The organism is Hydrotalea sandarakina (assembly GCF_003254115.1).
GTDB classification, from domain to species: Bacteria; Bacteroidota; Bacteroidia; order Chitinophagales; family Chitinophagaceae; genus Hydrotalea; species Hydrotalea sandarakina.
The window spans coordinates 35,493-49,936 of sequence record NZ_QKZV01000010.1 but is presented as its reverse complement, the minus strand read 5'-3'; the positions used below and the strand labels follow the sequence as shown (position 1 = coordinate 49,936).

Genomic DNA, 14,444 nt, shown 5'->3' with positions numbered 1-14,444 from the left:
TATTTCACTGCTTAAGGGGTGAATTATTGATTGCAACCTTAGCCGTATCGGGTAATCCATAGTTTCCCGTTAATAAAATGGTATCAGTAATTTTAAAAACAGGGGTTATAATTTCAACTGCCTCATTATTTTCAATACCCCGTTGAATGGGCACTTTGACTGCGGTTACACTATCAATCATTTTCATTACCCAAAAATTACTTTGCACCTCATCACTCAAAACAGCAGCTTTAGGTAATGATATGGAATTGGTTTTTTGCACTTTAATCCAATGTAGTTTGGCAATAAGATTTTCGGGTATTTGCTTACTGGTGTTTACATGAATAATATAGCTCTGCGTTTGTGAAGCAGGATCAACTGTTGGTAACGGTGCACCGACTGTACCGTTTAATTGAGTACCATCGGGTAATAATAAGTTTACATATTGGTTTTGTGGCAAATAGGGTTTTAGTTCATAGGGAAGATCTAATAAGAAAACGAAACTTCGATTGTCAGTTATTGCTGCCAATGGTTCTCCATCTAACACATAATCGCCTGCATGATAATTTAATTGTGTTATATAACCATTAGCCGGCGCATGAATAATAATATTACCGGAAAAGTTTAAAGTTGTATCTAATTGATTAATGGTATTGCCTATTGCTTTTGCTTCTTTCGTAGTAATCACAAATAAAGGTTCACCACGTTGCACATATTGCCCTAAATGAATATTCACTTTGTATAAATAGCCATTGGCATTTGCTTTCACAAAACTTTTTAATAAAAAAGCAGAAACAGCATTTAAAGTAACTGCTTCCTGCATTAAACCTTTTACCGGATGGGTAATTGTTACGGGTGTACCTGTTGCAACCAGATCGGATGCATTATTGGCATTCGCATTTCCTGCCTTGTTATTACAAGCATATAAAAACGAAGTGAGCAAAAAACAAACTAAAGAAAAATATTTTTTTTGGACCATAATATGTTAGTTTCTATTCCAATAATTAATTTGGTTAATGATTTGCATTTTACTAATGGTATTCTGAGTAATTAGGTTTTTTGCATTCAAATAGTTGCTAATAGCCAAAATATAAGTTGGCATAATAACATCACCGGTTTGCAGCAGTTTCCTATTGGCTTCAATAAGTGTTTGACTGTATTTTATTTGCGTATTATACTCCTGAATAAGTTGTTCAACAGAATGTAATTGTTGTGTTAATAAGGCAATTTGTTGTTGAAACTGTGACTTAAAATAGTTACGATATTGTTGCCGTGTTTGTTCGGCTATAGCAATTTTATCGTGCTTCATTTTTCTTTGCTTTCCATCATAAATAGGCCATACTACCGACAAACCAAAACTGTTACCAAAGTTTTTATATGCCTGATAAGAAAAGGAAGACAAATATCCCGCATCTGCATACAAACTAACTTTTGGGCGATAGCTGAAATCAATTTGAGCATCACTGTTTTTTAGTTTTAAGCTATCTAGAAAAAAATTTTGATAAAACACAGTTTGCTCTATTTCCGGCGTAACTACCAAATGAATATTTGGATTTTCCAGTACTACACCGGAAGTATCAGTTAACCCGCACAAATAATTCAATACCCCATAATCATTTTTAAATTGTAATTGCAGCTGATGCACTAATAAATCTTGTTGTTGAATAGTAACTAAAAAGCTTAAGTAATCCGTTTGTTTATAAATACCCGATTCTGTTAGTTTTGTAAGAATTACCTGTTCTTTTTTTAACAGATTAACTAACTCCTGATTAAATTGAATTTGTTGTTGAGTACCATAAGCCGTAATATATTGTGCAGTGATGGCTTTAGTAATATCTTGTTCAGTAATTTTTCCTGCAACTTGCAAGCTTTGATTTAACAACTGTATAGCTTGTTGTTGATTATTCATGTTTGCTTTCCCAATCAACAACTGATTAAACGTTATTTGCTGTCCGAAATTTGCACCATTGGTTATAGCACCATCATATCCCCAACCTTGGTAAGAAGGCGCATAAGTATTGACACTTACGGCATTAATTTGTGGCTTATACAATGCATGTATTCTTAAACTATCAATTAAATTACTGAGTTGCTGGTTTTGATAATCTTTTAAAAGAGGACTATTTTGTATAGCTGACTGCACAAAAAAATCAAGATTCTTTTGTTGTGCAAAAAGCGTATTTAGTTGAGTAGCAAACAAGAATAAAAGAAAAACTATTTTTTTCATGGCTATGATACTTTTTGAAAAAATTGAACTATGAAACAATGTTTATTATTCTGAAATTCATAGCGAATGGGCCAATTAGCTAACCTGCAAATTTCATTAACGATAGCAAGCCCCAGGCCGGTACCTTCTTGTTGTTGCTGCGGTTTATAAAAACGTTTAAAAACTTGCTCGGCATCTAAACTACCCGCAGATGCGGTATTACATATTATTAGTTCATTTTTATTGAGCTGAATGGTTATCTCACCATTTACTGGTGTGTACCGAATGGCATTATTAATCATGTTATTCACTAACATATCGGTTAATTGCCTGTGAAAAAGCAGTTGTACTTCATTTAATTCCAACTTTAGCAGTAAATTTTTTGTTTCAATAAATGAGTTTTTTTCTTCACATTTAGCAATAATTATTTCATTAATAGCCACCGTTTCATTGAGTTGAAATTGATTATTTTCAATTTTAGCTAACAGCAAAAGCGATTGATGCAGTTTAATTAATTTTTGAATATTATCGTCAATGGTAGTTAGTTGATTTAAGCCTTGTTCATTTAAATTGTTTTGCTGTATAATGCTTTCAATTAATGAGCGCATAACAGCAAGCGGGGTTTGCATTTCATGGGCTGCATTTTCAGTAAACGATTTTAAAGACCGATATTCTACATATATTCTTTGCGACATTTCATTTAAGCTGGTATTGAGTAAATGCATTTCAGCCAACGAACTTTCGGGTAATTGCAAAGGGGCTTTTTGACCTATTTTATATGCCTGAATGGCTGATATTGTTTTTTGAAAAGGCTTGAATAATTTGTTAACCAATTTTCTATTCACAAAATAATTTAATACCAAAAGCAAAGCAATCATGCTAAAAGCCAATATGGCAATCAATTGCAACAAATCTTCTGTTTCTGCCTGCGACTTATTTACCTGAACAAAATATTGTTGATTGTTTATTGCTAATGCGAAGCTTAATTGACGCACTTCTTGCATTTCTTGTTCAATGGTATTGTATAATTTTATAGTTCTAAATTTTTGATTAGCGAATGTGTGCGCATTGCTATCAATTATAACCCATTGATTTTTTGTATTTTGAATAACAGGTAGCTGATGGTATTTTTGAACATAATCAGAAATTTCCTGTTTTTCAGCTTTCAGGCTATCATCTAATTGGCGTAACAAAACATACTGCAACACTCCGTAAAAAGCAATGCTGCCCAATAAAAAAATTAAAATAGCTATATACGTATTTAAGCGTTGATATGTTGCAAAAGATTTCATGGTAATGATTTCATTCAAAAAAAAGCTACTAGTTTACTTGGAATTTATAGCCGGCACCATATATTGAACGAATACAATCTTCACCACCGGCTGATAAGATTTTCTTTCTAAGATTTTTAATGTGCGTATAAATAAAATCATAATGATCGGCCAAATCCATATCGTCACCCCATAAATGCTGGGCAATGGCGCTTTTAGAAAGTATCCTATTTTTATTAACAACAAAAAAAAGTAGTAACTGATATTCTTTTTGCGTTAGCTCTATTGCTGCATTGTGAATAGTAACGCGTTGCGCTATGGTATCTATATACAACCATTCATCTATGTTTATAACATTGTGCCCATCCATTTTTTTTCTACGGATAATAGCCGCAACACGCATAGCTAATTCGGGTAAATGAAAAGGTTTTGTTAAGTAATCATCAGCGCCTAATTGTAAACCTGTTAGTTTATCATCTAAAGAATCTTTTGCAGAAATGATAATAACACCATCATTTTTTTTATTCAATTTCAAATACCGCAATAGTTCCAATCCCGACCCATCGGGCAACATGATATCCAGAATGATACAATCATATTCGTATAAATCTATTTTTTCAATAGCATCTTTAAAATTTGAAACAGTTTCACATAAATAACCTGCCGCCGTTAGAAAACTAGCAATGGTTGTATTCAAATTCACTTCATCTTCAATAATTAGCAGTTTCATACTTTTACTGGCTTATATCAGCTTTTTCAAAATACAAAATACGGATTGAATTCTGAAGGAAAATTGAATTTGAAACCAACCAACTAAACATAAAAAAACCTGCTGCAAAGGCAACAGGTTAAATAAAGTCTATTTTATGCTACATTTTATTTTTCCCACCAAGCTTTATAATTCGTGCTTTCAGTACCTCCCATTAATTGTATTTCGGCATTATAATTTTTAGCATTAATATTTTTTTCAGAAGTGGGATAAAGAAACCTTGATGGAATTACACCATTATTTAAATTAACTGAACCGCCTGCATTCAATGCAGGGAAACCTGTTCTTCTGTATTCTATCCATCCTTCAAACCCATTATTTATGTTTGCCATCCATTTCTGTGTAATAATTTGCTGTAAAGAATTATTTAAACTAGAGTTATCGAAAGCAACATTTGCATGTAATAAATAATTATTAGCCGTATTAGCATCTAACCCAATTTCTGCATAAGCGCCTAGTACTCCGCTATTGTAATAAGTTTGAGCACTTCCTGCAATAAAACCTTTTAGAGCTGCTTCTGATAAAATAAATTGTTGTTCTGCAAAACTAATAATACGCGCTTTGATTAAGTTAGGATTTGAGCCGCTAGTAAAACTATTATTAAAGTTAGATGCCTGAGCAGTTTGAGTATTTGTTGCATCAACAACTAATGGCAAACCACCATAATTATTGAAACTAAAGGTAGTGCCTGCAGGTGTATTAGCGTTTACGTTAAAATAAGTTGATATCCTTGCTGTATCGGCGGTATTCACAAAAGTATTATACAATAATTGATTCATATATTTTACCTGAAAATCACCGGTACGCTCGGTAAGGCTCACAAAATTATAAGGGGTAACTGTAGGCAGGGTTAATGTTGCGCTTTGTGAGGCATTTTGCATTATGGCACCATCATTTACAATAGCCTGCATTTCGGCAGACACATTTACCTTTGAAGATATTCTCAACAAATAACGTAACCGCAATGCATTAATAAACCGACGCCAAGACATTACATTCGAATTATACAAAACATCACCACTAATTAACCCTGAAGGATTTGCTTTTAGTAAACTATCGGCTCTCCTTAGCGATGGAATTATACCTTGAGCCGCATCTAAATATACCGTTTGCTGATTATCATAAACAGGTGTGTAAATACCATTTGCACCTTGCAAAGCTTGCTTGAAAGGAATATCACCCCATAATTCCGTTAATTGTGCAAAAGCATAAGAGCGAAGTGTTAATGCTGATGCCTGTAAAAGCGTATTATTTTGAGTAACTGCTAAGTTATAAAGCGTATTTGCATCGCGTGCTGTTTCATACAAAGGAATCCAGTAGGGTTCATTAGTAATAGGCTGATACCTGGTAGGTTGGTCATAATAGGATTGGCTATAAGTCATGTATTGATTATATCCATTTCCCAATGTCCATACAATATTCGCATTATTGTAAAATAATGATACAATAGTATTTGATAATAAAGTTGTAGCATCAGGTTTTTCTAAATTGTTGGGATTAATATTAATGGTTTGCAACTCTTTAGAACAAGAACTGAAAAATATAATACTGATTATTGAAAAGACAATTTTATGCAATGTTTTTTTCATAAATAAAAGTTTAAAAAATTAAAAGTTTAACCCCAATGATATTCCCAGGCTTTTGGTAGCAGGGATACTCAAAAACTCAGTACCTGGTAAAATTTGCTGACCACGTAAAGCAAGTGTCTCAGGATCAACGTCTTTATTTTGTGTAAACTCTAGTACATTACGTGCAATAAAAGAAACATTCATATTTGCCTTAGAGTTGTTTCCAAACAAATTTTTAAATGTATATCCCAACCTAAATTCACGAAGCTTTACATAAGTTGCATTGTACATAAATGCTTCATTATTAGAGGCATTATAATAGCCATTATAATAAGTTGCTGCATCTACCTTAACATTATTAGGTACATATTTTCCCGATCCATCTAACATAACTCCTTTACCAATAATTCCTGTTTCTCTTCCTGGTAATGTTTCAACCGACATACCACCAGCCAATACGCCTAACTCTGTATAAGAATAAAATTTACCACCTTGATGCCAATCTACTACAAAACTCATATTAAAGTTTTTATATGTAAAGTTGTTTGTCCAACCTAAAACAAAATCCGGGTTATAGTTTCCTAACAAACCATTTTGAGATGAAGTAAATTGAGGCACCCCATTTTTATACACAATATTACCCTGGGGATCGCGTATAAATTTATTTCCATACATATTTCCAATTCTTTGACCAACAATTGCATCGTACTGTATAGCTCTGTAGTAACGGTCGTACTGGGTAACTTGCGCATAAACATAAGTATTAATTCCATCAGGTAAAGCTGTAACAACTGATACATTATGACTAAAATTCAAGTTCAAATCCCAATGCAAGCCATTAATTGTTTTTGAACGAATAGGTGTTGCTGTAACCATAATTTCAACACCCTTATTATTAATAGATGCCCCATTTACATAAGCGTTAGTATAGCCTGACGATACAGGTATTGGCAACTGAACCACTTCATTTTTAGTGTTTGAATTATAAATAGTTGCATCGATACCAATGGCATTATTAAATAAATGTGCTTCAACCCCAAATTCAGTTGTACTAGTAGAAGAAGGCAATAAATTTTTATTAGCCAGAACATTATTACCAGTTGTTAAAGGATAACTATTGAATGGGGTATTAGTAATATAGGTGTTATTAATAGAATAAGGATCAGCATCTCTACCTACTTTAGCAACAGAGCCACGAACTTTTAAGTAAGATATGGCACTTGGTAAATGTAGCATTTCAGACAATATTGCACTTACTGAAGCAGAAGGATAGAAGAATGAATTGTGTTGAACCGGCAATGTACTAGAAACATCATTCCTGCCGGTTACATTCAAAAACAACATTCCTTTATAATCGGCATCGGCAAAAGCGTAGGCACTGTATACAATTTTATTGAATTGTTCATATAGTGTAGGCAGTTGGCTTTGAGCATTTGAAAAATTGTACAAACCAGGGGTAATTAATGCATTTGCAATATTTCTATTGTAAGAAATGTTTTGCATAAATCTGTTACCGCCCACAGAAGCATCAAAGTTCCATAAATTGCTATGAGGCTTATTATAACTAACCAAGAAATCTGTATTGTTTTCAAAATAATTAATATCATCCGTTCTAAATCCACCACTGGGAAAACGCACAGTAGTAAAAGCTCTATGTCCTTCCCTATGATCAGAATAGTAATCCGTTCCAGTTCTAACCATGGCAGTCCATGCTTTATTAAACGCATATTTTAAAGAGGCATTACCAATTAAACGATTTTTATTAAAACTATTTACGTTATCATACATGGTAACATATGGGTTATCATGATTATTCCAATAACGGAATTGGTTTTGTTGATCACGACCCGTTTGCCATTGTTTTTTAAGTGAATTCAAGTCGATATTAATTGGCATACCATATACACCAAAATATGTGTACATAACACTTTCTGAACCATATCCAATATTAGGCCTATTACTGCTATTACTATTAATGAAATCAATAAAAACATTAGAGGTAAGCTTATCATTAAATTTATGCTCAGTGCGCAAAGCAATACCATTTCTGCGTAAATCCGTATTAGGTAATATACCTCTGTTATATAAGTTACTTATTGAAAAGTGATAACTTCCATGATCGCTAACACCACCAAAAGATAGATTATTTTGAGTGGTTATGCCGGTTTGCAAAAAGTTCTTAAAATGATCGGCATGACCAATCCACGGTGTTGCTTGAGGTGTTAGGGTTGGATCAATACTTCTAGCTATCAAATCGGCTGCTTGATAGGGTGTGCCAGGTATAGGGCTATCAAACTGAACTACTTTTAAATTTGGGTCGAACTTTAAACCCCAATTAGGAATATTATTTTCATTAGATGCACCTCCATTTTGGTAGGTATAAGTACTTGGAGCACCGGAAAGTGGATAAGCATCAATGCCTGCACCATATTCGTTTTGCAAACGAGGTAACTTTAATGGAGTTTCAAATGTGGTAGTAGTATTAAAGCTAACCCCCTGCATTCCTTTTTCAGCTGTACCCTTTTTTGTAGTCAACACTACTGCACCATTTGCTGCTCTTGAACCATATAACGCAGCCGCAGTTGAACCTTTTAGTACCGTAATTTTTGCAATATCGTTTGGATTAATTTCTGCTGCACCATTACCATAATCTACTTCAGCCCATGTTCCTTGATTGGCTGAATTTTCAATTGCACTATTAAAATAGGTTTCGTTGTTAATGGGTACACCGTCAACAACAAACAAAGGTTGATTAGTTCCGGTAAATGAGTTTTCACCTCTAATTACTATTCTTGATGTTGAACCTACACCTGCACCCCCATTTGTAATATAAACACCGGCTATTTTACCACTTAAATTATTAATCAAGTTAGGATCTTGAGCCTGCGTAATTTGGCGGGTATTCACCGATTGAACAGCATATCCCAATGCTTTAGATTGTTTGCTGATACCTAAAGCAGTTACTACCACCTCATTTAACGACTTTACTTCTTTCTGCAATAAAATAGTAACATCTTTGCGACCATGAAGTGAAATTTTTTCACTAGAATAACCCACATAAGATACAACTAAAACAGCATTTGGACTTGCCTCTAATTTAAAAGCACCTTGAGCATTTGTTGCAGTTCCTTTTCCGCTGGTACTGATGGTAATACTTGCACCATCAATAGGCTTTTGGTCTTGTGCATCTAACACTTTTCCTTGAATAACTACATTATTTTGCGCCAGTAAAGGCACTGAATAAGTGAAGGTAAATAAAGCTATAAAGTAAAACGAAAGCAGTAAAAATTTACTACGCATAAAAAATATTTGTAAATGAAAAATTGTAAAAAAATGGCTGGATAAAACAGAATAAAGAATAATAAATTCTATATGCGGAAAGTACTTATACGAACCAGTATGGTGTTATGATACAATGCTTTTAATGCAAAATGCGCATTGAAAAAATTAAAAGTATTTAGGCAATTGAATGAAGTTGGTACAACTAATGCAGGGAATTGATAAGCCGGTTTTTCAAAAACAGTGAATGTATCAAAGCATTCATCATCCTCTAAAATAGAAGCATCATTAATGGAGTACAGGAATGCATTGGAATTAGTTTTGCTTTCATTTTTCCAACTAGCACCAATATTCATTTCATAGCACAATTGCTTTTTTGCTTTAAAAGCAATATGTTTCCCTTTCATAGCACCCGCCCCATAGGCCGGATTTTGCATATATGCAAATGCCAGTATAAAAAGAAAATAAAGCAGTTTGTAATGCATGAAATAAAATGATGTGCAAAACTATTGGGGCGCTATACTATTTGCATAACAAACTGTATTATCAAATTGTAAACATTCATACATTAGTATTACAGGTAACAATTTGTTAACATTGAAAAGGAAAAAACAATAAAAAAGCTGCCAAGAATGGCAGCTACTATTCACTACTACTTTGTAATAAATAAAACCTAGAAAACAACACTAACGAAAACTTAAAACTTTAATACTCCTTGATAATAATCTAATACCTTTTGCAGCAACAACACATTGTATCTGGCAACAATAGCATTGATACTTGCTTTATCCATATTTGTTTTGGCAATAATATAATCTACAGAGGTGCCCACGCCAGCTTCAAATTTCACTGTTGCTGCGTGAAAGGATTGTGTAAAATCAGACAACTGAGCTATTGAAACTTTTTCAGTTTTTTCTGCTTGTAACATATTGATGTATGTACTGTAAACAGACTGCTGCAATTGTGTTTTGGTACTGTTTAATAAAAAAGCAGATTGTTTAACTTGTATTTGTGCCTGCCTAACTTTAGTTCGAGCTTGTAAACCATTTAAAATGGGAATTTGCAAAACTAAACTTAATGAAGCATTGAAATTATTCTTCCACTGTTGCCCATAAGAAATATTCTGGTTTACATAATTATTCTGCTGCATGTAAACAGGCAATTTTGAGCCATTGTAATTTACATATCCACCTGTGGCTACTTCAGTAGTATTTACATATTGCAATGTGTTGGCTAAACTGGAATAATTGGTGCCTAACCCAACATTAAAACTTAACGATGGTAATAATTGTGCCTTTGCCACTTTTACTTTTTTAAGATTACTTTCCCAGCGATATTGATATGCTTTTACCATAGGCATGTTGTTAAGTGCCAATTGATAGGCGCTGTTAGCAGTAACACTACTATCTTGTTTTTGCATTTCATTGACTATAGGTTCAAAAAAAGCATTTTCTACAAAATTGGTATTCATCAATGCAAACAATGATAGCTTAGCATTCGTTAATTGATTTTGTAAATTAATAACATTCAACTGGTCATTGCCATACTGCCCTTTCATGTCAAACAATGTGGCCGGAGCTATAGCACCATCATTATTCAATAACGTTAAACGTTGTACCTGCGCTTCAGATACTTGTGCCTGCTGTTGTGCCGCTTTAATTTGTTCTTGCAGGCTTAACACTTGTAAATAACTAAGTATTACTTGAATTACTAAATTATCACGTGCCTGTTGAGCATCCATATTACTAGCCTTAGCATTTAACCTATTTTGTTGAATATTTTGCTGAAGTGCATTTCCGTTCCATAACAAAAAAGAAGCAGATACATTGTATTGAGCAAAATCAATTTTTTGGTCAGAGTAAGCATTAGTATAAGGATTAATACTTCTTCCTTCATTTAATCCATGTGAAATATTAGCGCCTACATAAGGTAACAAATTACTCTTTGCTTGTTGGTAATTCGTATTATCAATAGCAGCCTGATTTTGCGCCAACACTAATTGTTGATTGGCTGCAATGGCAGTTGTTATACAACCCTCTAATGTGAAGACCTGATGATTTGTTTTTTGTGCCATTGCTAATTGAGCAGTACAAAAAAATACAAGCACTATTACAAGAATATGTTTCATATTCATTTTTGTTAATTCCATTTATTCGCTTTTAATAACCGTTGCAGGATTGGTTGTAGCAGCATTTCGTGCATTTAAACCCACTATTATTAATGTAATTAGCAACATAACTATAGCCACCAATGCAAACACCATGGGCTGAATAGTTACATGATAAGTATAATTATTTAACCACCCGTTCATTAACCACCAGGTTATAGGAATAGCAATAACAATGGCAATAGCAACCAGCTTTAAAAAATCGGCAGCAATTAATTCAATAATTTGCCAAACAGATGCACCCAATATTTTTCGGATGGCTATTTCTTTAAATCGCTTTTGGATAGAAAAAGAAACTAAACCGGCCAAACCAATACAACAAATGAAGATGGATATTGAAGCAAATATATTTGTAAGCTTACCAATTAATTCCTCTGTGGCAAACTTCTTATTGAACTCATCATCTGCAAATTTGTATTCAAAAGGATAAGCCGGATTTAATGTTTTATAAATAGCTGCAATTTTAGGAATAGCATTCTGAGGCTGTACACCATTTTTTAAACGGATATCCACGAACCCCGGTCTTTTATTATCATAAAAAAGCATAATCATTGGATCAACCTGTTTGTAAGGTGATGCCATAACTATATTATCCATTACACCAATAATGGTAAATGTTTTTCCGAAAAATTTAACCTGTTTTCCAATTGGATCGGGTAAATTCATTTTGTCCATTGCTGCTTTGTTGTATATAATGCCTGTAGAATCGGCTATTGAACCTTCTTTAAAATCTCTACCTGCAATCATTCTGGCACCTGTAGTTTTTGCAAAATCGGAACCAACAGCCATAGCACTTACAATAAAATTGTTGTTTTGTGGTCTGCCGGGCCAATCAGGTGCAGGTGAATAATTCCAAATTTCTGTCATAGGTGAAGTAGTTCTGGTAACTGCATCAACTACTCCCGTATTCAACAACTGCTGTTTCAAAACTTCATAATTATTGTCTAATTCAGGTGAAGAGCTAACAATGATCAAGTCGTTAGGATTATAGCCCAAATCACGATGTCGTGCATGTTGTATTTGTTGATAAACAATAATGGTAGCAACTATTAATACAAAAGAAGCTGCAAATTGGCCAATCACCAATAACTTTCTCGGTGCCAATAATTTATTAGAAGCTTTAAAAGTGCCTTTTAAAACCGTTGCAGCATTAAACGAGGATAAATATACTGCCGGATAAATGCCTGCAACAATAGCAGTAAATACAATCATAAGCACCGCATATAACCAGAATTTTGCATTTGCAAATGGTAATTTAATTTGTTTATCAACCATTAAATTAAAAGAAGGCAATAACAAATACACCAACAACAAAGCAATAACAAATGCTATACATACCATTAAGAATGATTCCATAAAAAATTGAAACACTAATGATGCTCTATCTGAACCTAAAGTTTTTCTAACACCAACTTCTTTAGCTCTTTTCTCTGCTTGCGCTGTTGACAGATTCATGAAGTTGATACAAGCAATTAATAATATTACCACAGCAATAATGCTGAATAAATGCACATAATCAATCATTCCCCCTACATTTTTACCATCTTTAAAATCGCTATACAAACGCCATTCAGACATAGGTTGTAAAAGATAGGAGGTCTTCGCATCATCATTGGGATTATTCTGTTTATACAATTGATTGATTTGCTTTTCCAATGCAGCAATATTTGTTCCCGGCAAAACTTCTATATATCCAAGATTAAATGCGTTTACCCAGTCATTCGCAACATGCTGATAATCCTCCGGTGAAAAACTATAAGGAATAACAAAATCAAATTGAAGGGTTGAATTATGAGGTATATCAGCAATTACACCTGTTACTTTATAGGTTTGCTGATTATCAAGTGTTACTAATTTTCCTAAGGGAGAATGATTACCAAATAAAGCTTGTGCCGTAGCGGCTGTTAATACCACAGAATTAGGATCGGTTACTGCAGTAGCAGCATTGCCCTGCAAAAAAGGAAAAGTAAAAAGTTTAAAAAAGTTAGCACTAACCTGGTAACCCGTTTTCTTTATTTTATTTTCATTAAATGCTAATACATGACTTGAGGGGTAGGTAGATTCGACCGCATATTTTACTTGTGGTATTTTTTCAGCAATAGCATTGGTTAAAGGGTAAGCTACTGCGCCATCAGTATTTTTAGTGTTATCGAAAGTGCGAGTAACTTTTATACTGTAAATGGTATCATAGTTCTTAAAAAAGCGGTCATAAGAGAACTCATCTAATATCCACATTACAATAAACAAAGCACAAGCCAACCCAATAGAAAGGCCTAAAATATTAGTGAAAGAAAATGCCTTTTGACGCAATAAATTCCTAAAGGCAATTTTTAAATAATTGATAATCATAATTTTTAAATTGGATTATACTAAAATATTTTCCATTATCGTTTGTCCATCAAGCATCCTAATAATTCGGTGGCTGTATTTAGCATCATGTTCACTATGCGTTACCATTACAATGGTAGTGCCTTGTTCATTTAATTCAGTCAGAAGTTGCATTACCTCATTTCCATTTTTCGAATCAAGATTTCCCGTAGGCTCATCGGCTAATATTAAAGCAGGTTTATTCACTACTGCTCTTGCAACGGCAACCCGTTGCTGTTGCCCACCTGATAATTGTTGAGGATAATGTGATCGTCTATGCATTAATTGCATTCTTTCCAATACTTCCGTTACCATTTTTTTTCTTTCGGAAGATTTATGTCCGGTATAGATTAATGGCAATTCAACATTTTCGTAAACGGTTAATTCATCTATTAAATTAAAGTTTTGGAAAACGAAGCCTATATTTTGTTTCCTGAGTTGCACACGTTGGCTTTCGCTAAAATGGGCTATTTCTATACCATTAAAAATAAAACTACCACTATCCGGCTCATCTAATAATCCTAGAATATTCATTAAGGTTGTTTTACCGCAGCCCGATGGACCCATAATGGCAACAAATTCGCCCTTCTCAACCATAAGATTAATAGCATTTAAAGCAACCGTTTCTACTTCATCTGTTCGGTAAACTTTTTTTAACTGTTTTATTTGTATCATACATTTTTATTTGGGTGTTAGTAATTATTGTATTTTATAAAAAAGTGCATCAGCAGGCGTTATTAATAAATCATCGGTTATTACTTTTAACTCATTTTTAGCTTCTTTCATTACTGATATTGTACAGTTAGTTTTGTTGAAGTGCAACTTTGATGCGCCCTCG

The 14,444-nt window shown here is 33.5% G+C and carries 10 protein-coding genes; all 10 read right to left on the bottom strand.

Annotated features, from left to right (window positions below):
• Positions 1 to 4: 4 nt before the first annotated feature.
• Entirely contained in the window at positions 5 to 958 is a 954-nt protein-coding gene (locus LX80_RS12810) for an efflux RND transporter periplasmic adaptor subunit (protein ID WP_111297054.1), read from the bottom strand.
• 6 nt (positions 959 to 964) lie between these two features.
• The gene (locus LX80_RS12805; RefSeq protein WP_111297053.1) at positions 965 to 2,206 is read right to left on the bottom strand and encodes a TolC family protein; all 1,242 of its coding nucleotides are present in this window, start codon (positions 2,204 to 2,206) and stop codon (positions 965 to 967) included.
• 2 nt (positions 2,207 to 2,208) lie between these two features.
• Complete coding sequence (locus tag LX80_RS12800; RefSeq protein ID WP_111297052.1) at positions 2,209 to 3,477, bottom strand: sensor histidine kinase; 1,269 nt, start codon at positions 3,475 to 3,477, stop codon at positions 2,209 to 2,211.
• 28 nt (positions 3,478 to 3,505) lie between these two features.
• On the bottom strand, positions 3,506 to 4,186 hold the full coding sequence (locus LX80_RS12795; protein ID WP_111297051.1) for a response regulator transcription factor: 681 nt from the start codon (positions 4,184 to 4,186) through the stop codon (positions 3,506 to 3,508).
• Positions 4,187 to 4,332: 146 nt separating this feature from the next.
• On the bottom strand, positions 4,333 to 5,814 hold the full coding sequence (locus tag LX80_RS12790) for a SusD/RagB family nutrient-binding outer membrane lipoprotein (RefSeq protein WP_111297050.1): 1,482 nt from the start codon (positions 5,812 to 5,814) through the stop codon (positions 4,333 to 4,335).
• Between the two features lie 18 nt (positions 5,815 to 5,832).
• Positions 5,833 to 9,093 carry a SusC/RagA family TonB-linked outer membrane protein gene (locus LX80_RS12785; RefSeq protein ID WP_111297049.1) on the bottom strand — a complete coding sequence of 1,087 codons (3,261 nt, stop codon included), beginning with the start codon at positions 9,091 to 9,093 and terminating at the stop codon, positions 5,833 to 5,835.
• A 68-nt stretch (positions 9,094 to 9,161) separates the two neighbouring features.
• Positions 9,162 to 9,557 carry a hypothetical protein gene (locus tag LX80_RS12780; protein ID WP_111297048.1) on the bottom strand — a complete coding sequence of 132 codons (396 nt, stop codon included), beginning with the start codon at positions 9,555 to 9,557 and terminating at the stop codon, positions 9,162 to 9,164.
• A gap of 212 nt (positions 9,558 to 9,769) precedes the next feature.
• A complete protein-coding gene (locus tag LX80_RS12775; protein ID WP_170120460.1) occupies positions 9,770 to 11,200 on the bottom strand; it encodes a TolC family protein in 1,431 nt (476 codons plus the stop codon).
• Between the two features lie 21 nt (positions 11,201 to 11,221).
• Positions 11,222 to 13,588 carry an ABC transporter permease gene (locus LX80_RS12770; RefSeq protein WP_111297046.1) on the bottom strand — a complete coding sequence of 789 codons (2,367 nt, stop codon included), beginning with the start codon at positions 13,586 to 13,588 and terminating at the stop codon, positions 11,222 to 11,224.
• A gap of 15 nt (positions 13,589 to 13,603) precedes the next feature.
• On the bottom strand, positions 13,604 to 14,281 hold the full coding sequence (locus LX80_RS12765; protein WP_111297045.1) for an ABC transporter ATP-binding protein: 678 nt from the start codon (positions 14,279 to 14,281) through the stop codon (positions 13,604 to 13,606).
• Positions 14,282 to 14,444: the final 163 nt, after the last annotated feature.